Below are 24,240 nucleotides of genomic sequence, written 5' to 3' on the forward strand. Positions count from 1 at the left end.
GGGTTCATCCTCTCGTTCGGGTTCTTGTGGAACGGCGCCTTCCCGCCGCTCCCCCGAACGATGCATCCCACCGAGGCCGATCTGGTGAAATCCCCCCGACGGTCATTCCCCGCCCGCCTGTCTCGCCGTTGAGACAGGCAGCGCTGCGTTCAGTGCAGGCCGGTGAGGCCCGCGCGTTCCATGCGGCGGTACATGGTGGCGCGGCCGATGCCGAGCAGGCGCGCAGCGGCCGCGACATTGCCGCCCGAACGCGCCAACGCCTGGCGCAACACGCTGCGTTCGCCGTCTTCGAAGCCGGCCGGCACCTGCTGCCCAAGCACATCGGCAAGCGGCTTGGGCGCCAGTTGGCGTGCCGGGCCAAGACCCAGCCGGCGGCGCGCGGCGCGGGTGGCGCCGATGACCAGATCGTCGCGATCGACCGCGAGCAGCGCCGAGCCGCGCCCCGGCGCATCGGGCGCATGGACGATGCGGGCGTCGGCGAAATGGCGGCAGAAGAATTCGCGCTCGATCTGGCGCGCGGCATCCTGGACCAGCGCCGCGACCATGGCCGCCATCGCCTCGCCATGGTCGGCGCGCACGCTCGATACGTCGAGCGCGGCGACGAGCTGGCCGCAAGGATCGAAGATCGGCGCGTCCATGCACGAAACACCGATGTTGCGGCTGGCGAAATGCTCGCCCTTCAGGATCGTCACCGCGCGTTCCTCGACAAGGCAGGTGCCGATGCCGTTCGTGCCCTCGGCCGCCTCGCTCCACTGTCCGCCGATCGTGAGGCCGACGGCATCGAACAACGCGGCATCGCCGGCGCCCGAACGCGCTTCGAGCACCACTCCGGTGGTGTCCGCCAGGATCACGCAGCACCCGGTGCGGCCGACGCTGCCGAACAGGCTGTCGAGCACCGGGGTAGCCGCATCGAGCAGCGCGCCATTGGCTTCGCGCAGGCGCGCAAGGTCGCTTCCTGAAACACGCGTCGCGGCGCGTCCCTGCGCAGGATCGAGGCCATGATGCAGCGCCGAGCGGCACCACGAGGCGGCAACGGCGGACGTGCCGGCGCTGTGCCCGGATTGGACCGTGCTGAGCACCAGGTCGCTATGCTTGCCCGACGTCTTGCGCATGTGCCTTCACCCTCTCGGCAGCACTGCGCCCTCGCGCTCTTTACGGCGCGACTTGCGGGCAGGCTGCTGGACGGCGATCGTTGGCGCTTTTGCGGCGAATGCAAGCCAATTCGGCAGGCGGGCCGCCGGCAATGTCCCGCCAGCGAGACACTGCCGGGCGATCATCGGTCACTTCAAGGTCTTGAGGTAGGCGATGATCGCCTTGCGCTTTTCCGGATCGGCCTGTCCGGCGTAGCTCATGCGGGTACCGGGCACGAGCTTCATCGGGTTTTCAAGCCACTTGTCGAGCGTCGCTTCGTCCCAGACGAGGCCAGACCCCTTCAGCGCCGGGCTGAACGAATAGCCGGCAACATCGCCCGCCTTGGTGCCGACAATACCGTAAAGGCTGGGCCCGATCACCGTCTTGCCCTTCTCCACCGCATGGCACGACTTGCAGATGCCGAACGCGGCCGGTGCCGCGTCGGCGACCGTCGTTTCCGCACCGGCTTGCGCGGCGGTGCCGTCATCTGTCTTTGCGCCACAGGCGGCAAGGGCGAGCGGGAGGGCGAAGGCGAGGCAGGCATGTACCGGCTTGGGCATGGGCGTGAGCTCCTAATCATCGGCGGCGCAGGCATCGACGGTGGCAGGGACGGCAGCGTGCCCGTCGGTGCGAGGCCCTTCCCTTGGGATCGCGCCGGCCCTATGCCCCGCCGCGCGATGTTTGAGAACCCTCCCCGAAGCTGGCTTGACGAATGGCGCAGCATGTTGCGCCTCGCCGCCCCGCTGGTGGGGGCAAACCTGCTGCAGATGGCGGTCTTCGCGATCGACGTCGTGTTCGTGGCGCGGCTGGGGCCAGAGGCGCTGGCCGCCTCGTCGCTGTCGGTCGCGCTGTTCGGCTTGCTGGTCTGGAGCATGACCGGCCTGGTCGGCGCGGCATCCCCGCTGATCGCGGCGGAGCTCGGTCGGCGCAAGCACGCCGTGCGCGAAGTGCGGCGCACCGTGCGCATGGCCGCCTGGGTGGGCCTGCTCGCTGCCGCGGTGGCCATCGGGGTCTGCCTGCTGGGCGGGCCGCTGATGCGCCTGACCGGGCAACAGCCCGGCGTCATCGCCAAGGCCGAGCCGTTTCTCCACATCCTGATGTGGGCGGCGATCCCGGCGGTTCTGGCAGCGCTGCTGCGCACCGTGGTTGCCACGCTGGGGCGCCCGGGCATCGGCACCGCGATCACGGCCATGGCGGTGGCGGTGAATGCGCTGGGCAACTGGATCTTCGTCTTCGGCCACTTCGGCGCGCCGCAGATGGGGCTGTCGGGCTCGGCCGTGTCCAGCGTGGTGACCAGCGGCGCGATGCTGGGTGCCTATGCGCTGGTGATCCGCTTCGATCGGCGCCTTCATCGCTACCGCCTGCTGGGGCGCTGGTGGGTGCCCGAATGGCGCCGCTTTCGCGACGTGCTCCGGATCGGCCTGCCGATCTGCGGCACGATCATTGCCGAAGCCGGCATGTTCAACGGCGCGGCCTTCGTCATGGGTCGCATCGGCGAGGCAGAGCTTGCCGCGCATACCGTGGCGCTGCAGTTCGCCGCGATCGCATTCCAGGTGCCCTTCGGCGTCGCGCAAGCGGCAACGATCCGCGTGGGCCTGTCGTTCGGCGCGGGCGACCGTCAAGCCATCCGGCGTGCGGGACAGGCGGCAACGCTGCTCGGCATGGGATTCATGGCGGTGTCAGCCAGTGTGATGCTGATCTTCCCGCATCAGTTGCTGTGGCTCTACATCGACCCAACCGCACCCGCCAACGCACGGGTGGTGGACCTTGCCATCCAGTACATGATCGTCGCGGCGGCGTTCCAGCTGTTCGATGGCGCGCAGGCCGTCGGCGCGGGCATGCTGCGCGGCCTGCAGGATACGCGCGTGCCAATGCTGATCGCGTTGTTCGGCTATTGGGTGCCGGGCGTGGGCACGGCGCTGTGGCTTGGGCTCTACACCCCGGTCGGCGGACTTGGCGTGTGGATCGGGCTGCTCGTCGGGCTGATCTTCGTGGCGGGGTTGCTGCACTGGCGCTGGCACCGTCGCGATCAGCTGGGGCTTCTGCCCGGCTGATCCCACGTCCACGTCATCGCGGCAGACTGGCGCGAAACGCAAAAAGATTCTTCGATCCGGGTCCTTGACGCTCTCTGCCCCCCCGCCCATATGCGCGGCGCTGGCACTCTCATCGCGAGAGTGCCAAGCAGAAATTCGTATCGCCAATTTGATTGGAAGAGGGAGCAACCCATGACTTTCCGTCCGCTGCACGACCGCGTGCTCGTGCGCCGCGTCGAAGCCGAGGAAAAGACCGCCGGCGGGATCATCATCCCCGACAGCGCCAAGGAAAAGCCCGCTGAAGGCGAAATCGTGGCCGTCGGCACCGGCGCCCGCGCCGAAAACGGCACGGTGACCCCGCTCGACGTCAAGGTCGGTGACCGCGTGCTGTTCGGCAAGTGGTCCGGCACCGAGGTCAAGGTCGCCAACGAAGACCTGCTGATCATGAAGGAATCGGACATCCTCGGCGTGATCGGCTGATCGACGCTGCTGTCCTGAAATCCACTCCAGACATTCGAAGGAAATCAACATGGCTGCCAAGGACGTACGCTTTTCGCGCGACGCTCGTGAGCGCATCCTGCGCGGCGTCGACATTCTTGCCGACGCGGTGAAGGTAACGCTGGGCCCCAAGGGCCGCAACGTCGTCATCGACAAGAGCTTCGGCGCCCCCCGCATCACCAAGGACGGTGTGTCGGTCGCCAAGGAAATCGAACTCAAGGACAAGTTCGAGAACATGGGCGCGCAGATGCTGCGCGAAGTCGCCAGCAAGGCCAACGACGCCGCTGGTGACGGCACCACCACCGCGACCGTTCTCGCCCAGGCGATCGTTCGCGAAGGCATGACCTCGGTTGCTGCCGGCATGAACCCGATGGACCTCAAGCGCGGCATCGACATCGCCGTGACCAAGGTCGTCGAAAACCTGAAGTCGCGTTCGACCCCGGTTTCGGGTTCGTCGGAAATCGCCCAGGTCGGCATCATCTCGGCCAACGGTGACACCGAAGTCGGCCAGAAGATCGCCGAAGCGATGGAAAAGGTCGGCAAGGAAGGCGTCATCACCGTGGAAGAGGCCAAGGGCCTCGAATTCGAGCTCGATGTCGTCGAAGGCATGCAGTTCGACCGCGGCTACCTGTCGCCCTACTTCATCACCAACCCGGAAAAGATGACGGTCGAGCTCGAGAACCCGTACATCCTGATCCACGAGAAGAAGCTGTCGTCGCTGCAGGCGATGCTGCCGGTTCTCGAAGCCGTGGTGCAGACCGGCCGTCCGCTGCTGATCATCGCCGAGGACATCGAAGGCGAAGCGCTGGCGACCCTCGTCGTCAACAAGCTGCGCGGCGGCCTGAAGGTTGCCGCGGTCAAGGCGCCGGGCTTCGGCGATCGCCGCAAGGCCATGCTGGGCGACATCGCCACGCTGACCAAGGGCGAGATGATCTCGGAAGACCTCGGCATCAAGCTCGAGAGCGTCACGCTTCCGATGCTCGGCCAGGCCAAGAAGGTCACCATCGACAAGGACAACACCACGATCGTCGACGGCGCCGGTTCGGCTGACGAAATCAAGGCCCGCGTCGAGCAGATCCGCGCCCAGATCGAAGTCACCACCAGCGACTACGACCGCGAGAAGCTCCAGGAGCGTCTTGCCAAGCTCGCTGGCGGCGTGGCCGTGATCAAGGTCGGCGGTGCGACCGAAGTCGAGGTGAAGGAGCGCAAGGACCGCGTCGACGACGCGCTGCACGCGACCCGCGCCGCGGTCGAGGAAGGCATCGTCCCCGGTGGCGGCACCGCGCTGCTCTATGCGACCAAGGCTCTCGAAGGCCTCAAGGGCGCCAACGACGACCAGACCAAGGGCATCGACATCGTTCGTCGCGCGATCCAGGCGCCGCTGCGCCAGATCGCTTCGAACGCGGGTCATGACGGTGCTGTCGTCGCGGGCAACCTGCTTCGCGAAAACGACGAGAACCAGGGCTTCAATGCCGCGACCGACACCTACGAGAACCTGAAGGCCGCCGGCGTCATCGACCCGACCAAGGTCGTGCGCACCGCGCTTCAGGATGCCGCGTCGGTTTCGGGCCTGCTGATCACCACCGAAGCGGCGATCAGCGAAAAGCCGGAAGACAAGCCCGCGATGCCGCCGATGGGCGGTGGCATGGGCGGCATGGGCGGCATGGACTTCTAAGCAGTCCACGCAGCACACGCTGACGGAAAAGGGCGGGGCCGGAAGGAAACTTCCGGCCCCGTTTCCTTTCCCGGGAACCGTTTCGCCCTCGTCGCGTTTGCGGCCCAATGGACATCCCGGCGCGCTCCCTGCCGCAATCGCCCAGCGACGCCGGTTTCGACGACGCTGGGCCGCCGATTTCGCTCGAGCTGTACCGCACGCTGTTCGAAAGCATGGATCAAGGCTATTGCGTGATCCGCTTTTTCGACGGCCCGCACGGACCGCTGAGCGACTATATCCATATTCTCGCCAACGCCGCTTACGAGCGGAATACCGGCATTCCCAATGTCGTGGGCCAGAAGTTGCGCGAAATGGTCCCCGACGAAGCCGATGCATGGGTCGCATTCTATGGACGTGTGCTGCACACGGGTGAGCCGATCCGCTTTCGCAACGAGCTTGTCGCCACGGGGCGACATCTGGAAGTTTCCTCGTTTCGCATCGGCCCCTTCGAGGATCGGCTGGTAGCCGTCCTGTTCAAGGACGTGACCGATCAGGTGCGCGCGGAAGAAGCGCTGCGCCAGCTGAACGAAACGCTGGAGGCCCGGGTCGTGGAGGCGCTGGCCGAACGAGAGGCCGCCGAAGCCGCCCTGCGGCAGGCGCAGAAGATGGAAGCGGTCGGCCAGCTGACCGGAGGCCTGGCGCACGACTTCAACAACCTGCTTGCCGGCATCCAGGGCGCGTTCGAACTGATCGAGCGTCGGCAGAAGCAGAACCCGGCGGCGGACATCTCCCGCTATCTGTCGGCGGGTCTCGGCGCGACCCGGCGCGCGGCCGCCCTGACTCACCGCCTGCTCGCCTTCTCCCGCCGCCAGACGCTTTCGCCGCGCGCGCTGGACATCAACACGCTGCTGCCCGAATTCGTCGAACTGGTGACGCGGACGGTCGGCCCGTCCTACGCGATCGTGCTGGACACGCAGGAGGGGCTTTGGCCGACGTCGGTCGATTCCAACCAGCTCGAAAATGCGCTGCTCAACCTGTGCATCAACGCGCGCGATGCCATGCCCGAAGGCGGGACGATCACGATCAACACCGAGAACGTGATGCTGCAGGGTTCGGCCGCGAGCGACCGCGGATTGCCACCCGGCGACTACGTCACGGTGATGGTGACCGATGGCGGGGTCGGCATCTCGCCCGAGGATCTGGAGCGGGTGTTCGATCCGTTCTTCACGACCAAGCCGATCGGTCGCGGTACCGGGCTTGGCCTTTCGATGGTGTACGGATTTGCGCGGCAGAGCCGTGGCATCGTCAGGATCCGCTCTGAACAGGACGTCGGAACGCGCGTGCGAATCTATCTTCCTCGCTTCCTGGGCGAGGTTGCTTCTCCGGTACCTTCATCGGGCGAACCTCTGGCTGCCCCGATGCTGCAGGGCACGGTCCTTGTCGTGGATGACGAGCCGAGCGTGCGCATGCTGCTCGTCGATGCACTGGCGGGCATGGGCTACGCCTGCCTGGAGGCGGGCGACGGCGCCGAGGCGCTGGCGGTGCTCGAGGCGACACCGGTTCTCGATCTGCTCGTCACCGACGTCGGTCTGCCCGGCGGGCTCAACGGACGCCAGGTTGCCGACGCGGCACGACGCACCCGCCCGATGCTAAAGGTCATGTTCGTGACGGGCTACGCTGAAAGCAGCGTGATCGATGGCAGCGCGATCGAATCCGGCATGGACATCCTGACCAAGCCGTTCACCGTCGAGGAATTGACCAACCGGATCACGATGCTGGTGACAGGCTGACTGCGTTCTTTTCGAGCAGGATGAGGGCCGCCCCGCCATCCTCCTCCCGATGTTCGCCATAGACGCTGAAGCCGACCTTCCTGGCCACGGCGATCGAAGCGAGGTTGATGTCGTTGATCATGCAGGCGACCCGCTTGCCCGGGTGCGCCGCGGCAAACCAGTCGAGCACCGCGGCTGCGGCTTCGCTGGCGATGCCCTGTCCCCACGTTTCCTCGGCGAAGATCCAGCCGATCTCGGGCGTATCGTCCATGCCCTTGCCGAACCCGCGCCACGAATGGAATACGCCGCAGATGCCCACGACCCTGTCTTCGCCGCGCGGGCGACAGGTGAGGATGCCATAGCCGTAGAGCGCCCAACTGCCCGCATTGCGCAGCAACCGGTTGAATTCCTCCACGACGCTGGTCGGGCGATTGCCCAGGTTTGCGCGCACCGCCTCAGGCGCCAGAAGCTCCACCAGCCCCTGATGATCGCGCGCGTGCGGTTGCCAGAGATCGAGCCGCGCCGTGCGCAAGAAGGGTTGGGGCTGGGTCATAGAGCGCCATCGATAGCGTGGATCGCCACGCCGACAAGCCCGCCCACCAGCGTGCCGTTGATGCGGATGAACTGGAGGTCGCGGCCGACCGCGCCTTCGATCCGGTCGGTGACGGTGCGTGCGTCCCAGCGACGCACCGTTTCGGACACCAGCCGCACGATCTGGCTGCCATAACGCGTCGCCACGCCGACCAGTGTGCGGCGGGCGAAGCGGTTGACCAGATGCTGCAGGCGCGGATCGTGCTGCAGGGCGCGACCCAACTCGGCGACACTGGTGCCGAGCTGGCCGGACAGCGCTCCATCAGGCTCTCGCACCGCGCGCAACAGGCGCGCTCGCGCACGCTCCCACAGGGCATCGAGCCAAGCGGCGAAGGCCGGGTTGGCCAGAATTTCGCCTTTCATCCGTTCCACGCGCGCACGCATTTCGGGGTCGTGGACAAGATCGTGGGCAAGCTGCTGCAAGCCCTCCTCGATCTTCACCCGCAGGGGATGGTCGGGAATCACCACGGTTTCCGCGAGCAGCTTGTACAGCCCGTCGAGGATCGTGTTGGCCAGCCGTTCATCGAGACGGGCGAACCGCATCAGCGCGTTGGCCCGTTCATGTATCATCGCGCGGATCATTTCCTCGTTTGCTTCGAGGATATGCGCCGCCTTCCTGATGCCGCTCTCGACCAGCGGCATGTGCCGGCCGTCGGCAACCATTGCGCCGAGCATCTGGCCCAGCAGCGGCGCCAGATCGAGCCGTTCGAACTGGGTACGCACCGCGCCCTTGGCCAGTCCGCCGAGCTTTTCCTGATCGAGCGATTCGAGCACGTCGGCCAGCAGGCTGGTGGCGCCATCGCGCAGCCGGCTTTCGGACCCGCGCGGATTGGCGAGGAATTGGCCCGCCAGCCTTGCCGCATCGAGCGTCTGCAGCCGCCGCGCCACGACTTGCGGCGTCAGGAAATTGTCGCGCAGGAACGCGGCCATCGTATCGGCGATGCGATCCTTGTTTTCAGGAATGATCGCGGTGTGCGGGATCGGCAGTCCCAGCGGGCGCCGGAACAGCGCGGTGACCGCGAACCAGTCGGCCAAGCCACCCACCATCGCCGCTTCGGCGAAGGCGCGCAAATAGCCCCAGCCAGGATGCAGCGGCACCAGTTGCCGCGAGAGCAGGAACAATCCCGCCATCGCGACGAGCAGACCGGTAGCGAGAAGTCGCATCCGGCGAGCCGGGTCGGTCAGCCGGAGCCCGGTTCGTTTGACGGCGGCAGAGGAAAGCTGGTTCACTCCGCCGGGAATGCCTCGCCGTGCGGCCGGTTCCCCGGAGCCTGGTTGCGCGGGTCATTGGGATCGTAGCTCAGCACCTTGCGGCCAAGCCACGGTCCCACGCGCTTTTCGAGGCCATCGGCCAGGCTGAAGCCTGCCGGGACGATCAGCAACGTGAGCAGCGTCGACATCGTCAGGCCGCCGATCACCGTGGTGCCCATCGGTGCACGCCAGCCGGCATCGCCCCCCAGCGAGATCGCGGTCGGCACCATGCCCGCGACCATGGCCACGGTGGTCATGATGATCGGCTGCGCGCGCTTGTGACCCGCCTCGATGATCGCTTCGAGCTTGGTCTTCCCGGTCCCCATCTCTTCGATGGCGAAGTCGATCAGCAGGATCGAGTTCTTCGCCACGATGCCGAACAGCATCAGGATGCCGATGAACACCGGCATCGACAGCGGCTGGCCAACGATCCCGAGCAGCAGCATGCCCCCCAGCGGCGCAAGGAACAGCGAGCCCATGTTGACCAGCGGGGAAACGAAGCGGTGGTACAGCAGCACCAGCACCGAGAACACCAGCAGCACGCCCGCGCAGACCGCGACGATGAAGTTGGTGATCATTTCCTGCTGCCAGCGGTCTTCGCCCGCCGGGGCGTTCGACACCCCTTGCGGGATGTTCTTCATGATCGGCAGCTTGTTGATCTCTGCCATCGCGGTGCCCTTGGCGACGCCGGCTGGCAGGTCCGCGCCGATGAACACGCGGCGGTTCTGGTTGTACCGCTGGATCGTCGTCGGCCCCGAACCGAAGCCGATCGTCGCCACGCGGGACAGCGGCACGGTGGTGCCCGAGGTGGTGGGCACAGGCAGATTCTCGATCGTCGAAAGGTCTCGACGCGAATCGGGCGGCAGCTTCACGCGGATCGGCACCTGACGGTCAGACAACGAGAACTTGGCGCTGTTCTGGTCGATCTCGCCTTGCGTCGCGATGCGGATGACCTGGCTCAGCGCCTGGGTGGTGACGCCAAGATTGGCTGCAAGGTCGAGATGCGGGGTGATGACGATCTCGGGCCGGCGCATGTCGGCGCTGACGCGGGGCGCGACCACCGTCTTGAGCTTGCTCATCTGGTCGACCAGCGTCTGCGCCGTGCGCTGCAGCAGCGCCGGATCGGAGCCAGACAGCATGATGCTGATCGGCCGCCCCGAACCCCCGCCGGGACCCCCACCGTTCGAGCTCATGAACGAGACACGGGCATCGGCGATCGTCTGCAGCCTGGGCGTCAGCGCGCGTTCGAACTCGACGCTGCCGCGAAGCCCGGAACCCTTCTTGAGCACCAGAAACACGCGGCCCTTGGCCTCCTCGATGCGCTCGAGCCCGGCTCCGACCTCGGGCTCGCCCTTGATCAGGTTGTATACCTCGTCGATCTTCCGCTCGGTCTGCTCGATCGTGGTGCCGGGCACCATCTCGATCGTGATGCGGCTGAAGTCCTCGTCGGTGTCGGGGAAGAACTGGCTCGGCACGATCACGAACAGCAGGCCGGTCAGCAGCAGCGCGCCGAAGCCCACGCCCATCATCCACAGCCGGTGATCGCGAAGGCGCGCGCGGAAGCGGCGCTTGGGGAACGCGGCGCGATAGGCCTGCGCCGCGCGTGTATCGAGCGACCAGCGCAGGATCTTCATGTAGCGATCCATCCACGGGCCGCCGCCATGTTCGGCATGGCCGTGCGCCTTGAGGAAATAAGCGGCGATCATCGGCGTGATCATGCGCGCGACGAGCAGCGAGAACAGCACTGCGACCACGACCGTCAGGCCGAAGTTCTTGAAGAACTGGCCCGAAACGCCGGGCATCAGCCCCACCGGGAAGAACACCGCGACGATCGAGAAGGTCGTCGCGACGACCGCGAGCCCGATCTCGTCGGCGGCATCGATCGAGGCCTGGTACGGCGTCTTGCCCATGCGCATGTGGCGCACGATGTTCTCGATCTCCACGATCGCGTCGTCGACGAGCACGCCCGCGACCAGACCCAGCGCCAGCAGCGACATCTGGTTGAGCGTGAAGCCCATCAGATCCATGACCCAGAAGGTGGGGATGGCCGAAAGCGGAATGGCGATCGCCGAAACGATCGTGGCGCGCCAGTCACGGAGGAAGAAGAACACCACGATGACCGCCAGCACGGCGCCTTCGACCATCGAGGACATCGAGCTGCGGTACTGGTCCTTCGTGTACTGCACCGAGTTGAACAGCTGGCGGAACTTGACCTTGCCACCCTGTTCGGTGGAGATCTTGTCCATCTCCTTGACCGCATCGTCGAACACGCTGACATCGGATTCGCCGCGCGCGCGGGCGATCGAGAAGGTCACCACCTGCTTGCCATTGAACTTGGCCAGCGAGGTGACTTCGCTGTAGCTGTCACGCACGTCGGCCACATCGGACAGGCGGATGGTCCGTCCGCTGGCCAGCGAGATCTGGGTCTGCGACAGATCGAACGCGGAAAGCGCGTTGCCGAGCACGCGCACGGCCTGGCGCGAACCCGCCACTTCCGCGCGCCCGCCCGCCGCGTTGAGGTTGACCTGGCGAAGCGCGGCGTTGATCTGGACTGCGGTAACGCCCTGCGCCTTCATCCGCATCGGATCGAGCGTGACCGCGATTTCGCGATCGACGCCGCCCGAACGCACGACTTCGGCCATGCCGGGCACGGTCAGCAGTCGCTTGGCGACCGTATCGTCGATGAACCACGACAGCTGTTCGAGCGTCATGTCGTCGGCTTCGACCGCGAAATAGGCGATCGGATCCGACGAGGTCTGCGCCTTGACCACCTGCGGCTCGAGAATCCCGTCGGGCAGGTTGCCGCGCGTCTGGTCGATGGCGTTCTTGACCTCGTTCACCGCCGCGTTGATGTCGGTGCCGATCTTGAACTGGATCATCGTCTGGCTGCTGCCTTCCGATGCCGTGGAGCTCATCGCCTCGATCCCCTGGATCGTGCGGACCGCGGATTCCACCCGCTGCGTGATCTGGTTCTCGATCTCGGTCGGCGCGGCGCCCGGCTGGCTGATCATCACGATCACCATCGGGAATTCGATGTCGGGCTGGTTCTGGACCTTCATGCCCATGAACGAGACCAGCCCTGCGAGCGTGAGCCCGAGGAACAGGACGATCGGCACGACCGGGTTGCGGATCGACCAGGCCGAGATGTTCTTGAAGTTCATCGGATCGACGCCCTCTGCGTCACTTGGTGCCGGCCGAAGCCATCACCGGATGGACGACGTCGCCCGGGTTGAGGAAGCCGCCGGCACGCAGGACCACGCGTTCGTTGCCCGAAAGGCCCGTGCGCACGACGATGCCCTGCGGGGTCACGTCGCCCGTGGTGACGGCACGCCGCTCGACCTTGTTGTTGCCGCCGACAACGTACACGAACGCGCCCGTCTGGTCGGACAGGATCGCGGATTCGGGCAGGACCGGCGCGGTCACCGTGCCGCTCTTGATCTGCGCGCTGGCAAAGCCGCCGGGGCGGAGCGCGGCATCGTAAGGCAGCGCGATGCGCGCAATGCCTTCGCGCGTGGTCGTGTCGATGGTCGGCGAGATCTGCCAGATGCGACCGGGGAAGGCCCGGCTGGTGCCCACCGGGGTGACGTCGGCCGCATCGCCCACCGCCAGCTTGGCAAGATCGTTTTCGGCGAGACGCGCCTGCATTTCGAGCTCGCCGTCCTTGGCCATGCGGAACAGCGTTCCCGACGCAGGACCGACGATCTGGCCGGGTTCGACGCTGCGGGTCAGGACGAAACCGGATTCAGGGGCGACCACGTTCAGGCGGGCAGTGCTCGCCTGCAACTGCCCCAGCGATGCGCGCGCGACACCGACCTGCGCCACCGCTGCATCGCGCGTGGCGGTCAGGCGATCGATGTCAGCCTTGGAGATGAAGCCCTTTTCGACGAGCTTGAGAGCGCGATCGAGGTTGGCCTGCGCCAGCCGGGCATTGGCGACCTGCACCGCAACGTTGGCCGACTGGCCAGCGATCTGCTGTGCCTGCACCGCGCGATCGACCACCGCGAGCACCTGGCCCTTGCGAACCCAGGTACCGGCATCGACCAGAACGCTGATCACGCGCCCACCTTCGCCGGCGATGCCCACCGGCATGTCGCGCCGCGCGGCGATCGCGCCGCTTGCGTTGATCACGCCTTGTACAGTGGTGCGCCCGGGCGCCACGACGGTGACGGTCTGCGCCTGCGCGCCGGCCTTGTCGGCATCGGCTGCAGCAGGATTCCGGTGCATCAGGTAATAGGCGAGCCCGAGAGCCAGAACGATGATCAGTCCGGCAATGAGCTTGCGGCGATCAGGGCGCGCAGGAGAAGCATCCTCATCGCCATGATCGACGATGAGCGGTTCAGCCCCGGCAGATGCAATCCTCGTCTCGTAATTCATGTTGTCCACGTGCCTTCGCCCCGCGCGGGCCAGTCCGGACCATGGTCCGGTTCATCCGGACGTCATGGTGTGTTATCGCAATGATACACCGGCCGCAAGCGACCCGCGCCGCCCCCCATGGCGTATGTTGTGGTTGCAATAGACTTCGATCCGACCAGTTGCAATTCCGCCTCGACGAAGGACTTGCGCGGAATTGGCAAGTGTTGCCCGGTTGCATCTGAAATCGTTGTGACCGACCCACGAAAAAGCGGAACGGCCGCTGCCCGGAAGGGTAGCGGCCGTCGATGCGATCACGAATTGAGGTCGAAGTGAAACCGTTGAGTCAGTACTTCAACTGGCGCTCGTAAAGATCGCGATAGTGCTGGATGCGCGTGACGCGCAGGCCCTGCATGCCCGAGCGATCGACCGCGCGCTGCCAGGATGCGAACTCCTCGAGCGTCAGTCCATAGCGCTGGCACACCTCGTCGATGGTCAGCAGGCCGCCATTCACGGCGGCGACGACTTCGGCCTTGCGGCGCACGACCCAGCGGGTGGTGCTCGGCGGCGGCAGGCTCTCGAGCGTCAAGGGCTCTCCGAGCGGTCCAATCACCTGCGAAGGCCTGATTTTCTGGTTCTCGATCATGGCTTTTCTCGTCGGGACGGGCTGTCAGTGGGCGATTTGCGACTTGTTACTGTATGGCTCCACGGTGTGCCGTCATCGTCTTTGCCATTTCCTGAAGGGGAAAGGTTAACCCCTTCTTCACGATCGGTCGTTCCGGGTGGTATCACGATGTCCCGAAGCAATTGTGCGGCAGGTCGATGGAAGCTTGCCGGAGCACCGCCCGTCACCATGGGCACGCCGGCCAGAGCCTGCACCTCCCGCCGCAAATCCTGCGCGGCGACGAGTCGGGCGCACAGATCCGACCAAGCCAGCGGCCGCAGCCCCTGCGCATCGGTCGGAGAATCGCCGCCCCAGACATCGTTGAATCCCAGATCCATGCGAGGGGCATAACCCCAAGACGGATAAGGCGAAGTAAATCCGGCATTTACCGGTGGTTAGTTTTTTCGCTTAGCCCCCGTTTACCCATGCGACGCAAGAATCCGCCTGCCATCGCGGGCAAAAGCGCCTAAGGCGCAGGGCATGTCCGGCCTCTCTCTCGCTACCGCGCCCGAAACCCTGTTCGACCTTGCCGGTCCCGCCTCTGCCCGCCGCATCGTCGTCGCGATGTCGGGTGGCGTGGACAGTTCGGTGGTGGCCGGAATCGCCGCGGCCAGCGGGGCGGAAGTGATCGGCATCACGCTGCAGCTCTACGACTATGGCGCGGCGACCGGCCGCAAGGGCGCCTGCTGCGCCGGGGACGACATCCGCGATGCGCGCGCCGTGGCCGACCGGCTCGGCATCGCGCACTACGTCTTCGACCACGAATCCAGCTTTCGCGAGGATGTGGTCGACCGTTTCGCCGACGATTACCTCGCCGGGCGCACGCCGATCCCGTGCATCCGCTGCAACATGGGGCCCAAGTTCACCGATCTGCTGGCCATGGCGCGTGACCTTGGCGCGGACTGCCTTGCAACCGGCCACTATGTCCGCCGCGTCACCGGCCCCGCCGGGCCCGAACTGCACCGTGCGCTCGATCCGGCGCGTGACCAGTCCTACTTCCTCTATGGCACGACCGAGGAACAACTCGCGTTCCTGCGCTTTCCGCTGGGCGGCCTGCCCAAGCCTGAGGTTCGCGGTCTTGCCGGCGAACTTGGCCTTTCCGTCGCGGCAAAGCCCGACAGCCAGGACATCTGCTTCGTGCCCGACGGCGACTATGCCAAGGTGGTCGCCAAGGTGCGGCCCGAAGGCATTGCCGGAGGCGATATCGTGCACGCGGCGACCGGTGAGGTGCTGGGGCATCACGCCGGCGTGATTCACTACACCGTCGGCCAGCGTCGCGGGCTCGAGATCGGTGGCCAGCCCGAGCCGCTTTATGTCGTCGCGCTCGATGCTCCGGCGCGGCGCGTGCTGGTGGGCCCGCGGGCGATGCTGGCGGTGGGGCAAGCCACTGTCACCGAAACGAATCGCATCGGCCCGCTGCCCGAAGGGCCGCTGACCGCGAAGGTGCGATCGCTGGCCAAGCCGGTGCCGGTCGAACTGGTCGGCCCCTTCGGCGGCGGCGCCACGACCACGCTGCGCTTTCTCCAGCCCGAATTCGGCGTCGCCCCCGGCCAGGCGGCGGTCGTCTATGCCGGCGACCGTGTTGTCGGTGGCGGGTGGATCGATGCTACGAAGCCTTGGGCGGCCTAGCTTACTTCCACGGCTGCAGCACGCAGCCCCAGCCTTCGCGATAAGTGGCGGTCTGCTTGGCGAGCAGCGGGAACCGCGCGGTGACGCTCTTCGCATCGTTGTCCTCGGACAGCGAAACGAGGCCCATGCCCGGTTCGAAATCCTTGCGGCAATCGCTGAGCGAGCGCCCTCCGGCATAGCGGCAGGAACAGCCGACCCGCGCACCGTACGAGGCCCCCGCAATCGCGTAGCCATGCAGCGGCTTCCAGAAAAAGCCGATCAGCGCGCCCGCGCACACGATCAGGGCCAGCGCGATGCGCGACGGCCGGAAGCTGCGGCGCGGCGGACGGGCATAGGCGGGATGTGGCGCGCTTGTGGGTGAACGTACTTCGACCATTGCCTTGCCGGTGCGATCGGGGAAGAAGGGCGGCGGCCATGTCCCGCCTCTCCCTTGCCCTTATCGCCCCGCTCGCACTGGGGCTAGCCCTGTCTGGCTGCAACCGCGCCGGTGAAGGCCCGCCGCCGCTGTCCGAACAGGCGCTGGCGGCGATCAACGATGCCCCCGGCGTGCCGCGCGAAAAGCTGGCACGCGCGGTCGATGCGCTGTTTGCGGAAGATTCTCCGGGCGAGACGCGGGCTGTTATCGTCATGCACGAAGGCCGGATCGTCGCCGAACGCTATGCCCCGGGGTATCACGAAAATACCCGCTTCGTGTCCTGGTCGATGGCCAAGACGATCACCGGCGTGATGATCGGCATGCTGGTTTCCGACGGCCGCCTGCGTCTTGCCGAATCCGCGCCCGTGCCGCAGTGGCAGCGCCCGGGCGACCCGCGCGGCGAAATCACGCTCAAGCAGCTTCTGCAGATGCGTTCGGGCCTTCGGCATGTCGAGGCGGGCGATCCTCCGTACGAATCGGACGAAGTGCGCATGCTGTTCCTCGATGGGCGCGACGACATGGCCCGCTATGCCGAGGACCAGCCGCTGGCGCACGAGCCGGGTTCGACTTTCCAGTATTCCACCGCCACCAGCGTGATCCTCGCCGATCTTGCCGCGCGCGTGCTGGCGAGCGAACCGACCCCGGAAGGGCGCCGCCACGCCGTGACCGATTATCTGCGCACGCGGCTGTTCGAACCGGTCGGCATGCGATCGATGGTGCCCGAATTCGATGCGGCCGGCACGCTGATCGGCGGCAGCCTGATCGATGGCACCGCGCGCGATTGGGCGAAGTTCGGCGAATTCCTGCGCAACAAGGGCGCAGTGCGCGGCAGCCAGCTGATCCCGCGCCAGTGGATCGAATTCATGACCACGCCCTCGCCGCGCGAAAAGGCCTATGGCGCGCAAGTCTGGCTCAACCGCACGCCGACCGCCAAGACCGAGCCGTTGTTCCCGGATCGCGGCCCGCGCGACCTTTTCGCGTGCGAGGGCCATCTCGGCCAGTACGTGCTCGTCTCTCCTAGCCGGAAGCTGGTGGTGGTGCGGCTTGGCAAGACCGAGGATTCGCAACTGCGCCCGGTGGTCGACCGCCTGGCCGATGTCGTCGCGCTTTACGCCAAGGGCTGAATTGCCGGGCCCTCGCCCGGCGCGCCCTGGACCAGCACCGCCGGGCTTTCCCCGTTGGGTCCCGGGGACAGCAGGTCCTGCGCGCCCATCGGCAGTTCGTCGACCAAGCCTTCGGGATCGGGGTGGATCAGCACCTCGACGCCGGGAAACTCGGCCATCAGCTTCTCCTCGATCTCGTCCATCACGCGGTGGGCTTCGGTCACGGTCATCCGTCCATCGACCCAGACGTGAAACTGCACGAAATCGCGATTGCCGCTGGTGCGGGTGCGCAAGTCGTGCAGGCCCTTGAGTTCGGGATGCTGGGCCACCACGGCCAGGAATCGCTCGCGCTTCTCGAGCGGCCATTCGTGGTCCATCAGCTGCTCGATCGCCTCCTGCGATGCGCCCCATGCCCCCCAGGCGAGCCACAGCGCGATGCCGAACGCGAAGGCCGCGTCGGCGCCCGGAATGCCGAAGTTCTTGTCCAGCAGCAGGGCTGCGATCACGGCGAGGTTGAGGAACAGGTCCGACTTGTAGTGCACATTGTCGGTGCTGATCGCGAGGCTGCCGGTCTTGCGGATCACGTGCCGCTGGTAGGCAAGCAGCGCCACCGTCGCCGCCATCGCAATCGCCGAGACGATTACGCCGCTTTCGGCCTCGGCCACCTGGCTTCCGGCCACGAACTGGTTGACCGCGCGAAAGGCGAGACCGATCGCCGAAATCGAGATCAGCACCACCTGGAACATCGCCGCCAGCGCTTCGGCCTTGCCATGGCCGAAGCGATGGTTGTGATCGTCGGGCATGGCGGCGACCCACACGCCGAGCAGCGTCGCCAGGCTGGCGACGAGATCGAGCGCGGTGTCGGCAAGGCTGCCGAGCATCGCCGAAGAGCCGGTCGAGATGACCGCCCAGACCTTCATCCCCGCCAGCAGCGTCGCCACCGCGATCGAGGCGAGCGCCGCCTTGCGGTTGAGATCGCCGTGGTTTGCGCTGGTGGTCATGTCCATGGGGCAGGCCTTACGGGTAGAGCAGGCTGGAGGTCCACCCGCCTTTGCCATCGGCAACAAAGCGGCGGCGTTCGTGCAGGCGATAATCGCGGTCCTGCCAGAACTCGATCGCCGTCGGCGACACCCGGTACCCCGACCAGTGCGCCGGGCGCGGCACGTTGCCGTCGGGATACTGCGCGCGCAGGGCAGCGACGCGATCGAGATAGACCTGCCGGTCGGGCAGCGGGCGTGACTGGTCCGATGCCGCGGATCCCAAGCGCGATTCGGGATGGCGGCTGGCGAAATAGGCGTCGGCTTCGGCCGGAGTCACTTCCGCGATCGGCCCTTCGATACGCACCTGGCGGCGCAGCGACTTCCAGTGGAAAAGCAGTGCGACGTGGGGATTGGCCGCCAGCTCACCGCCCTTGCGGCTGTGGAAGTTGGTGTAGAAGGCAAAGCCGTCGGGCCCGTGCCCTTTCAGCAGCACCATCCGCACCGAAGGCAGCGCGTCGCGGGTCGCGGTGGCGAGCGCCATGGCGTTGGGATCGTTGGGCTCGCTCTCCTTGGCCTGCGCGAACCAGGCCTCGAAGATGGCGAACGGATCGGCGTGGGGGATGGCGTCGGTGGTCTGTTCGTTCACGGCTGAAGTTCCTGGGTGCCAAAGATGCGAGATCGATGAAGCGGCCTTGGGTTCCCGCCATGATCGCCGCCATGACCGGCGTCAATGACAGGCAGATCGCGCCTGCGCCACAGGCCCATCAGGACATTGCACGATCAAACCGGTGGACCACGCGTCGCAAGGCTTGCGGCGTTCCGGCCACGATCCTAGCTAGAAAGCCATGGCAGACCCTTATTCCATCCTTGGCGTGGCCCGCAGCGCAAGCGAGAAGGACATCAAGTCCGCGTATCGCAAGCTCGCGAAGGAGCTTCACCCCGACCGCAACCAGGACAATCCCAAGGCGGCCGAACGCTTCGCCGAGGTGACGGGCGCCTACGACCTGCTGTCGGACAAGGACAAACGCGCGCGCTTCGACCGGGGCGAGATCGATGCCGCGGGCAATCCCACCGCACCGTTCGGGTTCGGCGGCGGCAGTGGCGGCGGCGCAGGATTTGGCGGGCGCGGCTTCGGCAACCAGAGCGGCTTTCGCCACGACGGCGGGTTCGAGGCGGGCGGCGCCGAAGGGATCGACCTGGGCGACATCTTCGAAGGCCTGTTCGGTGGCGGGCGCGGTGGCGGTGCCGCCGGCGGGTTCGGCGGTGGCGGCTTTTCCGGCGCACGGCGCGGCCCGGCGCCCAAGGGCGCTAACGTCACCTATCGGCTGCAGGTTCCGTTCATCGACGCCGCTGCGCGCAAGCCGCAGCGCATCACGCTTGCCGACGGCAAGCCGATCGACCTCAAACTGCCCGCCGGCGTAGAGGACGGCCAGCAGATGCGGCTTGGCGGCAAGGGCGAAGCGGGACCCGGCGGCTTTGGCGATGCGATCGTCACGATCGAGATCCAGCGCCACGCCTTCTTCGTGCGCGATGGCGACAACATCCGGCTGGACCTGCCGATCACGCTCGACGAGGCGGTCAACGGCGCGAAAGTGAAAGTGCCCACCGTGGAAGGCGCGGTGATGCTGACCGTGGCCCCAGGCAGCTCGAGCGGGCGTACGCTGCGGCTCAAGGGCAAGGGCTTCACGCGCAAGGATGGAGAACGCGGCGACCAGCTGGTAACGCTCCAGATCGATATTCCTGCAGATGATCAGGACCTTAAAGCCCGTCTCGCGGGTTGGAGCGACACGCGCAACCCGCGCGACCGCCTTGGAGGATGATCATTGCGCGAGGATCCCGTCACGGCTCCGGGGTCCATCCCGGATAGCGGCCCGGTGGCCGCGAGCGATACCGACGTGCCCGCCGATGCCTATCCGCTGGTCGAAGTGCCGGATCTTTCGCCCGAAGCCCGCCGGCGCGAAGCGCTGCGCTGGCGCGAAGGGCTGGCCGAAGCGCGCGCCGGTGCGCGCGAACATCTCGGGCCCGGCAGCCGCGCGTTCGAAGTGATCAAGCGCGTCTGGTCGGGCGTGATCAACGACGGCTTCATCCATGCCGGCAACTTCGCCTACATGGTGCTGATCGCGCTGTTCCCCTTCTTCATCACCGGCGCAGCGCTTTTTTCGATCGTCGGCGAATCGGGACAGCGCGCCGCGGCGATCAACACCGTGCTGATCGCACTGCCCCCCGTCGTGGCCAACGCGCTGGACCCGGTGGCGCGCGGCGTGATCGATGCGCGCAGCGGGGGCCTGCTCTGGCTGGGCGGGCTGGTCGGGCTGTGGACGGTCGGCAGCCTGGTCGAAACCATCCGCGACGTGCTGCGGCGCGCCTATGGCACGCGCTGGGAACATGCTTTCTGGCGCTACCGCCTGATGTCGACCGGCCTGATCATCGCCTCGGTCGTGCTGATCCTCGTCTCGATTGCGGCGCAAGTGCTGATCGGCGCCGTGCAGGAAGCGATCACCGCGTGGATGCCGCAATTCGGCGATCTGGTGAACGGCCTCGCGCTCACCCGGTTCGCGCCTGCGCTGGTGCTCTACGGCTCGCTCTGGCTGCTGTTCATCTCGCTGACGCCCGGCGCCTATCGCGGCAGGCAGTACCCGAAATGGCCGGGCGCACTGTTCGTCACGCTGTGGTGGATCCTGGTGACGACGATGCTGCCCAAGGCGTTGCGCCATCTTTTCGCCTACGATCTGACCTATGGCAGCCTTGCCGGGGTGATGATCGCGCTTTTCTTTTTCTGGCTGGTCGGCTTAGGGATGGTGGTAGGCGCCGAACTCAATGCCGCTCTTGCCGAAACGCCGGAAGAGCAGGACATGCTGGGCCAGGCCGACGATCGATTGAGGGCTGAGCGCGCGCGGGCGGATCGGACGCGCGGGCAAGCCGACGAACAAGGAGCGCAGGAAAGCGCATGACCGGATTGATGCAGGGTAAGCGCGGCCTGATCATGGGCCTCGCCAACGACAAGTCGCTGGCCTGGGGGATCGCCAAGCGACTGCGCGAACAGGGTGCGGAGCTCGCCTTTTCCTATCAGGGCGAAGCGCTGGAAAAGCGCGTGCGGCCGCTGGCGGCCAGCCTCGACAGCGACTTCCTGATCGATTGCGACGTGTCGGACATGGCCGCGCTCGATGTCGCGTTCGACACGTTGAAGGCGCGCTGGCCGACGATCGACTTCGTGGTCCACGCGATCGGCTATTCCGACAAGAACCAGCTTCGTGGCCGCTTCTACGACACCACGCTCGACAACTTCCTGATGACGATGAACATCAGCGCCTACAGCCTGGTGGCGGTGACGCAGCGCGCAATTCCGATGATGCCCGAAGGCGGATCGATCCTGACGTTGACGTACTACGGCGCGGAAAAGGTCGTGCCGCACTACAACGTCATGGGCGTGGCCAAGGCGGCGCTGGAAACCAGCGTGAAGTACCTTGCCAACGACTGCGGGCCGCAGGGCATCCGCGTCAACGCGATCTCGGCCGGCCCGATCAAGACGCTTGCCGCCAGCGGCATCGGCGATTTCCGCTACATCCTGAAGTGGAACGAGCTGAACAGCCCGCTGCGGCGGAACGTGACGATCGAGGACGTGGGCGGCGCGGGGCTATATTTCCTGTCGGACCTGTCCTCGGGCGTGACCGGCGAAGTCCACCATGTCGATGCGGGCTACCACACCGTGGGCATGAAGCAGGAAGATGCACCGGACATCGCGCTCGGCTGAACGAATCGGGGACCGGTTTCGCGCCTCCCCGATCACGCCGGCGCCCAGCCACAAAAAAGGCCGCCCGAAAGGCGGCCTTTTTCACGTCAGGCAAAGTCCCTGCCGATCAGCTGTCTGGGCCGATCAGCTGTCCGAGACGCTCAGCTGTCCGACAGGCCTTCGGCGCGGCGCGCCTCGAGCCAGGCCTGCGCCTCGGCTTCCTGCGCGGCTTCCGAAGCGGCGCGGCTCTGCGCTTCGCGCTCGGCGCGCAGCTCTTCGATCAGCGCATCGCGGTCCGAACCAAGGCGGATGTCGGCAACGCCGTCGTCTTCCTCGATGCCGGCACGCTTGGCCGCCTTGGCCACCAGCCCGTCGAGTTCGCGCTGCGAACACAGGCCCAGCGTGACCGGGTCCTTGGGGTTGATGTTGGCGATGTTCCAGTGGCTGCGATCGCGAATCGCGGCGATGGTGTTGCGCGTCGTGCCGATCAGCTTGCCGATCTGCGCGTCCGAGATTTCGGGGTGGTTGCGCAGGATCCAGGCGATGCCGTCGGGCTTGTCCTGGCGCTTGGACACCGGCGTATAGCGGGGGCCCTTGGTGCGGCTGACCGACAGCGGCGCCTTCTGCATGCGCAGCTTGTAGTTGGGATTCGCCTGGCCCCGGTCGATTTCGGCCTGGGTCAGTTCGCCCGAATGGACCGGATCGCGACCGGTGTACTTCTGGCCGGCGAGGTCGTCGGCCATGGCCTGGACCTCAAGGATGTGCAGGCCGCAGAATTCGGCGATCTGCTCGAAGGTCAGCGCGGTGTTGTCGACGAGCCAGGACGCCGTCGCGTGCGGCATCAGCGGGTACGTGGGCTGGGTGCTCACGGGACATTCTCCGGAAAGCGGAAACAATAAGGGCCGCCCCTCGCGGAGCGGCCGTCACCGCGACGATGTAGGCCACGCTGGGCTCAACGGCAAGGCAAAAGCGCGAAGAGCCGTGGCCGGCCCCCGCCTCGTTCGACTCCTGCCACGGCTTCGGGCCTGCCGCGAACCGCCGATGGGACCGGCGACTCAGCCCCGCGCGTCGAGCACGATCTTGCCGATATGGTCTCCCGCTTCCATCCGTGCATGGGCCGCGGCCGCATCGCTGAGCGCAAAGGCGCGATCCATCACCGGACGCAGTTCGCCCTCTTCGACCAGCGGCCAGGCCTGCGACAGGATTTCCTGCGCAAGCAGCGCCTTGAATTCGTTGGAGCGCGGCCGCAGCGTCGATCCGGTCAGCATCAGGCGGCGGCGCATGATCTCGGCCATGTTGAGTTCGGCCTTCACCCCGCCCTGCACCGCGATGGTCACGTGCCGGCCATCGTCGGCCAGGCACTTGAGGTTGCGCATGACATAGCTGCCCGCAACCATGTCGAGCACGAGGTCGACTCCGCGCCCTTGCGTGATGCGGGCAACTTCCTCGACGAAGTCGGTCGCCTTGTAGTCGATGGCATGAGCCGCGCCGATCTCGAGCGCCTTGGCGCACTTGTCGGCCCCGCCGCACGTGACGATCACGCTCAGCCCGAAAGCCTTGCCCAGCAGCGTCGCCATCGAGCCGATCCCGCTGGTGCCGCCATGGACCAAGATCGTTTCGCCTTCACGGGCAAAGCCGCGCTCAAACACGTTGTGCCACACGGTGAACAGCGTTTCGGGAAGCGCGGCCGCCTGATCGAGCGGCAGGCCGTCGGGCACGGGAAGGCAATGCGCCGCCTCGGCCAGGCAGTATTGCGCATAGCCGCCGCCCGACACCAGCGCACAGACCGCTTGCCCGGGCAGCACTTCGGTGACGCCATCGCCCAGCGCCATGACTTGCCCGGAAATCTCGAGCCCGGGAATCGGAGAAGCGCCGGGCGGCGGCGGATAGAACCCCTGGCGCTGCACCACGTCGGGACGATTGACGCCGGCAAAGGCCACCTTGACCAGAACCTGACCGGGGCCTGGGACGGGCACCGCGAGCGATTGGGGGACGAGCACTTCGGGGCCGCCGGGCGCTTCGAAACCGATGGCGGTCATCGTCGGTGGAACCGGCTGCATCGTACCCCTGAATCCCTTTGCCGCGACCTGCGTCTGCCCCTTTGTGAGCAGTACCCACGCACCCGGTTGACAGCAAGCCGGTTGACGCCACATTGTGCACCGCAATGGACGTTGACGAGCGCCCGCGCCCCAAGGGGGATCTGGCCAGCCAGCTGGCCACAGAAGCGCTCGACCCGTTGAGCCGCGACGAACTGGACGAACGCGTCCGCCTGCTCGAACGGGAAATCGCCCGCACCATCGCGCACCGCGACAAGGCCAGCGCGCATCGCGCCGCCGCCGACGCGCTGTTTCGATCACCGCCGGACGGATCGGCGCGATAATGGTGGCCGCCCTTCACCTTGCCGGGCGGCATCCCCATATCCCACAAGTAACGCCTTTTGCC

At 66.6% G+C, this 24,240-nt stretch carries 23 protein-coding genes; 10 read left to right on the plus strand and 13 right to left on the minus strand.

Annotated features, from left to right (window positions below):
• Positions 1-149 precede the first annotated feature (149 nt).
• Both AACH40_RS17315 and AACH40_RS17320 read right to left on the minus strand, forming a co-directional pair.
• Complete coding sequence (locus AACH40_RS17315) at positions 150-1,112, minus strand: helix-turn-helix domain-containing protein (RefSeq protein ID WP_169493949.1); 963 nt, start codon at positions 1,110-1,112, stop codon at positions 150-152.
• A 168-nt stretch (positions 1,113-1,280) separates the two neighbouring features.
• Positions 1,281-1,691, minus strand: a complete 411-nt coding sequence (locus tag AACH40_RS17320) for a c-type cytochrome (RefSeq protein ID WP_169493948.1) — start codon at positions 1,689-1,691, stop codon at positions 1,281-1,283.
• Between the two features lie 117 nt (positions 1,692-1,808).
• Between AACH40_RS17320 and AACH40_RS17325 the strand changes: the two genes are divergently transcribed.
• The 4 genes from AACH40_RS17325 (at position 1,809) to AACH40_RS17340 (ending at position 7,106) form a co-directional block, all read left to right on the plus strand.
• Positions 1,809-3,185, plus strand: coding sequence for an MATE family efflux transporter (locus AACH40_RS17325; RefSeq protein ID WP_338643460.1), 1,377 nt, complete (start codon positions 1,809-1,811; stop codon positions 3,183-3,185).
• A gap of 171 nt (positions 3,186-3,356) precedes the next feature.
• Positions 3,357-3,644 (plus strand): co-chaperone GroES, encoded by a 288-nt coding sequence (gene groES / locus AACH40_RS17330; protein ID WP_338643461.1) that lies wholly within the window; start codon positions 3,357-3,359, stop codon positions 3,642-3,644.
• Positions 3,645-3,693: 49 nt separating this feature from the next.
• Positions 3,694-5,337, plus strand: coding sequence for a chaperonin GroEL (gene groL / locus AACH40_RS17335; protein ID WP_169493945.1), 1,644 nt, complete (start codon positions 3,694-3,696; stop codon positions 5,335-5,337).
• Positions 5,338-5,444: 107 nt separating this feature from the next.
• Positions 5,445-7,106 (plus strand): ATP-binding protein, encoded by a 1,662-nt coding sequence (locus AACH40_RS17340; protein ID WP_338643462.1) that lies wholly within the window; start codon positions 5,445-5,447, stop codon positions 7,104-7,106.
• Here the strand turns inward: AACH40_RS17340 and AACH40_RS17345 are convergent.
• The 6 genes from AACH40_RS17345 to AACH40_RS17370 all read right to left on the minus strand — a co-directional run bounded on the left by AACH40_RS17345 (position 7,084) and on the right by AACH40_RS17370 (position 14,279).
• The gene (locus AACH40_RS17345) at positions 7,084-7,638 is read right to left on the minus strand and encodes a GNAT family protein (RefSeq protein WP_338643463.1); all 555 of its coding nucleotides are present in this window, start codon (positions 7,636-7,638) and stop codon (positions 7,084-7,086) included. The two genes, AACH40_RS17340 and AACH40_RS17345, sit on opposite strands and share 23 nt — an antisense overlap.
• Positions 7,635-8,840, minus strand: coding sequence for a DUF445 domain-containing protein (locus AACH40_RS17350; protein WP_338646156.1), 1,206 nt, complete (start codon positions 8,838-8,840; stop codon positions 7,635-7,637). The genes AACH40_RS17345 and AACH40_RS17350 overlap by 4 nt, the downstream gene beginning before the upstream one ends.
• A 62-nt stretch (positions 8,841-8,902) precedes the next feature.
• Complete coding sequence (locus tag AACH40_RS17355) at positions 8,903-12,088, minus strand: efflux RND transporter permease subunit (RefSeq protein WP_338643464.1); 3,186 nt, start codon at positions 12,086-12,088, stop codon at positions 8,903-8,905.
• 19 nt (positions 12,089-12,107) lie between these two features.
• The gene (locus AACH40_RS17360; RefSeq protein WP_169494012.1) at positions 12,108-13,301 is read right to left on the minus strand and encodes an efflux RND transporter periplasmic adaptor subunit; all 1,194 of its coding nucleotides are present in this window, start codon (positions 13,299-13,301) and stop codon (positions 12,108-12,110) included.
• A gap of 322 nt (positions 13,302-13,623) precedes the next feature.
• Positions 13,624-13,923 carry a DUF1153 domain-containing protein gene (locus AACH40_RS17365; RefSeq protein WP_169493941.1) on the minus strand — a complete coding sequence of 100 codons (300 nt, stop codon included), beginning with the start codon at positions 13,921-13,923 and terminating at the stop codon, positions 13,624-13,626.
• Positions 13,920-14,279, minus strand: coding sequence for a hypothetical protein (locus tag AACH40_RS17370; protein ID WP_169493940.1), 360 nt, complete (start codon positions 14,277-14,279; stop codon positions 13,920-13,922). Before AACH40_RS17370 ends, AACH40_RS17365 begins: the two co-directional genes overlap by 4 nt.
• A 142-nt stretch (positions 14,280-14,421) precedes the next feature.
• On the opposite strand from AACH40_RS17370, the gene mnmA reads away from it, so the two are divergent.
• Positions 14,422-15,570, plus strand: coding sequence for a tRNA 2-thiouridine(34) synthase MnmA (gene mnmA, locus AACH40_RS17375; RefSeq protein WP_169493939.1), 1,149 nt, complete (start codon positions 14,422-14,424; stop codon positions 15,568-15,570).
• A gap of 1 nt (position 15,571) precedes the next feature.
• Here the strand turns inward: mnmA and AACH40_RS17380 are convergent, their stop codons facing one another.
• Positions 15,572-15,946 carry a hypothetical protein gene (locus tag AACH40_RS17380; RefSeq protein WP_240959758.1) on the minus strand — a complete coding sequence of 125 codons (375 nt, stop codon included), beginning with the start codon at positions 15,944-15,946 and terminating at the stop codon, positions 15,572-15,574.
• Positions 15,947-15,984: 38 nt separating this feature from the next.
• On the opposite strand from AACH40_RS17380, the gene AACH40_RS17385 reads away from it, so the two are divergent.
• Positions 15,985-17,109, plus strand: coding sequence for a serine hydrolase (locus AACH40_RS17385; RefSeq protein ID WP_338643465.1), 1,125 nt, complete (start codon positions 15,985-15,987; stop codon positions 17,107-17,109).
• Here the strand turns inward: AACH40_RS17385 and AACH40_RS17390 are convergent.
• Both AACH40_RS17390 and pdxH read right to left on the minus strand, forming a co-directional pair.
• On the minus strand, positions 17,094-18,095 hold the full coding sequence (locus AACH40_RS17390; RefSeq protein WP_169493937.1) for a cation diffusion facilitator family transporter: 1,002 nt from the start codon (positions 18,093-18,095) through the stop codon (positions 17,094-17,096). The genes AACH40_RS17385 and AACH40_RS17390 overlap by 16 nt on opposite strands.
• A gap of 10 nt (positions 18,096-18,105) precedes the next feature.
• Positions 18,106-18,714 (minus strand): pyridoxamine 5'-phosphate oxidase, encoded by a 609-nt coding sequence (gene pdxH, locus AACH40_RS17395; RefSeq protein WP_338643466.1) that lies wholly within the window; start codon positions 18,712-18,714, stop codon positions 18,106-18,108.
• A gap of 199 nt (positions 18,715-18,913) precedes the next feature.
• Between pdxH and AACH40_RS17400 the strand changes: the two genes are divergently transcribed.
• The 3 genes from AACH40_RS17400 to fabI are packed head-to-tail and all read left to right on the plus strand — an operon-like array spanning position 18,914 to position 21,819.
• Positions 18,914-19,888, plus strand: coding sequence for a DnaJ C-terminal domain-containing protein (locus AACH40_RS17400; protein ID WP_338643467.1), 975 nt, complete (start codon positions 18,914-18,916; stop codon positions 19,886-19,888).
• Positions 19,889-19,891: 3 nt separating this feature from the next.
• Positions 19,892-21,019 (plus strand): YihY/virulence factor BrkB family protein, encoded by a 1,128-nt coding sequence (locus AACH40_RS17405; RefSeq protein ID WP_169493934.1) that lies wholly within the window; start codon positions 19,892-19,894, stop codon positions 21,017-21,019.
• The gene (fabI, locus tag AACH40_RS17410; RefSeq protein ID WP_169493933.1) at positions 21,016-21,819 is read left to right on the plus strand and encodes an enoyl-ACP reductase FabI; all 804 of its coding nucleotides are present in this window, start codon (positions 21,016-21,018) and stop codon (positions 21,817-21,819) included. Before AACH40_RS17405 ends, fabI begins: the two co-directional genes overlap by 4 nt.
• A gap of 140 nt (positions 21,820-21,959) precedes the next feature.
• Here the strand turns inward: fabI and AACH40_RS17415 are convergent, their stop codons facing one another.
• Positions 21,960-22,667: a cell cycle transcriptional regulator TrcR gene (locus AACH40_RS17415; protein ID WP_169493932.1), complete on the minus strand. Its 708-nt coding sequence runs from the start codon at positions 22,665-22,667 to the stop codon at positions 21,960-21,962.
• A gap of 186 nt (positions 22,668-22,853) precedes the next feature.
• Positions 22,854-23,858, minus strand: a complete 1,005-nt coding sequence (locus AACH40_RS17420) for an NAD(P)H-quinone oxidoreductase (protein WP_338643468.1) — start codon at positions 23,856-23,858, stop codon at positions 22,854-22,856.
• Positions 23,859-23,962: 104 nt separating this feature from the next.
• Between AACH40_RS17420 and AACH40_RS17425 the strand changes: the two genes are divergently transcribed.
• On the plus strand, positions 23,963-24,178 hold the full coding sequence (locus AACH40_RS17425; protein ID WP_338643469.1) for a DUF1192 family protein: 216 nt from the start codon (positions 23,963-23,965) through the stop codon (positions 24,176-24,178).
• Positions 24,179-24,240 lie beyond the last annotated feature (62 nt).

Source organism: Novosphingobium olei (genome assembly GCF_037076535.1).
GTDB lineage: Bacteria > Pseudomonadota > Alphaproteobacteria > Sphingomonadales > Sphingomonadaceae > Novosphingobium > Novosphingobium olei.

Excerpts from the sequence above, each read along its gene's own strand:
- mnmA (WP_169493939.1), top strand. The coding sequence starts at position 14,422 with ATGTCCGGCCTCTCTCTCGCTACCGCGCCCGAAACCCTGTTCGACCTT.
- AACH40_RS17370 (WP_169493940.1), bottom strand. The coding sequence starts at position 14,279 with ATGGATCTGGGATTCAACGATGTCTGGGGCGGCGATTCTCCGACCGAT.
- AACH40_RS17325 (WP_338643460.1), top strand. The coding sequence starts at position 1,809 with ATGTTTGAGAACCCTCCCCGAAGCTGGCTTGACGAATGGCGCAGCATG.
- AACH40_RS17340 (WP_338643462.1), top strand. The coding sequence starts at position 5,445 with ATGGACATCCCGGCGCGCTCCCTGCCGCAATCGCCCAGCGACGCCGGT.
- AACH40_RS17390 (WP_169493937.1), bottom strand. The coding sequence starts at position 18,095 with ATGGACATGACCACCAGCGCAAACCACGGCGATCTCAACCGCAAGGCG.
- fabI (WP_169493933.1), top strand. The coding sequence starts at position 21,016 with ATGACCGGATTGATGCAGGGTAAGCGCGGCCTGATCATGGGCCTCGCC.
- groL (WP_169493945.1), top strand. The coding sequence starts at position 3,694 with ATGGCTGCCAAGGACGTACGCTTTTCGCGCGACGCTCGTGAGCGCATC.
- groES (WP_338643461.1), top strand. The coding sequence starts at position 3,357 with ATGACTTTCCGTCCGCTGCACGACCGCGTGCTCGTGCGCCGCGTCGAA.
- AACH40_RS17315 (WP_169493949.1), bottom strand. The coding sequence starts at position 1,112 with ATGCGCAAGACGTCGGGCAAGCATAGCGACCTGGTGCTCAGCACGGTC.
- AACH40_RS17350 (WP_338646156.1), bottom strand. The coding sequence starts at position 8,840 with ATGCGACTTCTCGCTACCGGTCTGCTCGTCGCGATGGCGGGATTGTTC.
- AACH40_RS17380 (WP_240959758.1), bottom strand. The coding sequence starts at position 15,946 with ATGGTCGAAGTACGTTCACCCACAAGCGCGCCACATCCCGCCTATGCC.
- AACH40_RS17420 (WP_338643468.1), bottom strand. The coding sequence starts at position 23,858 with ATGCAGCCGGTTCCACCGACGATGACCGCCATCGGTTTCGAAGCGCCC.
- AACH40_RS17360 (WP_169494012.1), bottom strand. The coding sequence starts at position 13,301 with ATGAATTACGAGACGAGGATTGCATCTGCCGGGGCTGAACCGCTCATC.
- AACH40_RS17345 (WP_338643463.1), bottom strand. The coding sequence starts at position 7,638 with ATGACCCAGCCCCAACCCTTCTTGCGCACGGCGCGGCTCGATCTCTGG.
- AACH40_RS17400 (WP_338643467.1), top strand. The coding sequence starts at position 18,914 with ATGGCAGACCCTTATTCCATCCTTGGCGTGGCCCGCAGCGCAAGCGAG.
- AACH40_RS17355 (WP_338643464.1), bottom strand. The coding sequence starts at position 12,088 with ATGAACTTCAAGAACATCTCGGCCTGGTCGATCCGCAACCCGGTCGTG.
- AACH40_RS17385 (WP_338643465.1), top strand. The coding sequence starts at position 15,985 with ATGTCCCGCCTCTCCCTTGCCCTTATCGCCCCGCTCGCACTGGGGCTA.
- AACH40_RS17320 (WP_169493948.1), bottom strand. The coding sequence starts at position 1,691 with ATGCCCAAGCCGGTACATGCCTGCCTCGCCTTCGCCCTCCCGCTCGCC.
- AACH40_RS17425 (WP_338643469.1), top strand. The coding sequence starts at position 23,963 with ATGGACGTTGACGAGCGCCCGCGCCCCAAGGGGGATCTGGCCAGCCAG.
- AACH40_RS17365 (WP_169493941.1), bottom strand. The coding sequence starts at position 13,923 with ATGATCGAGAACCAGAAAATCAGGCCTTCGCAGGTGATTGGACCGCTC.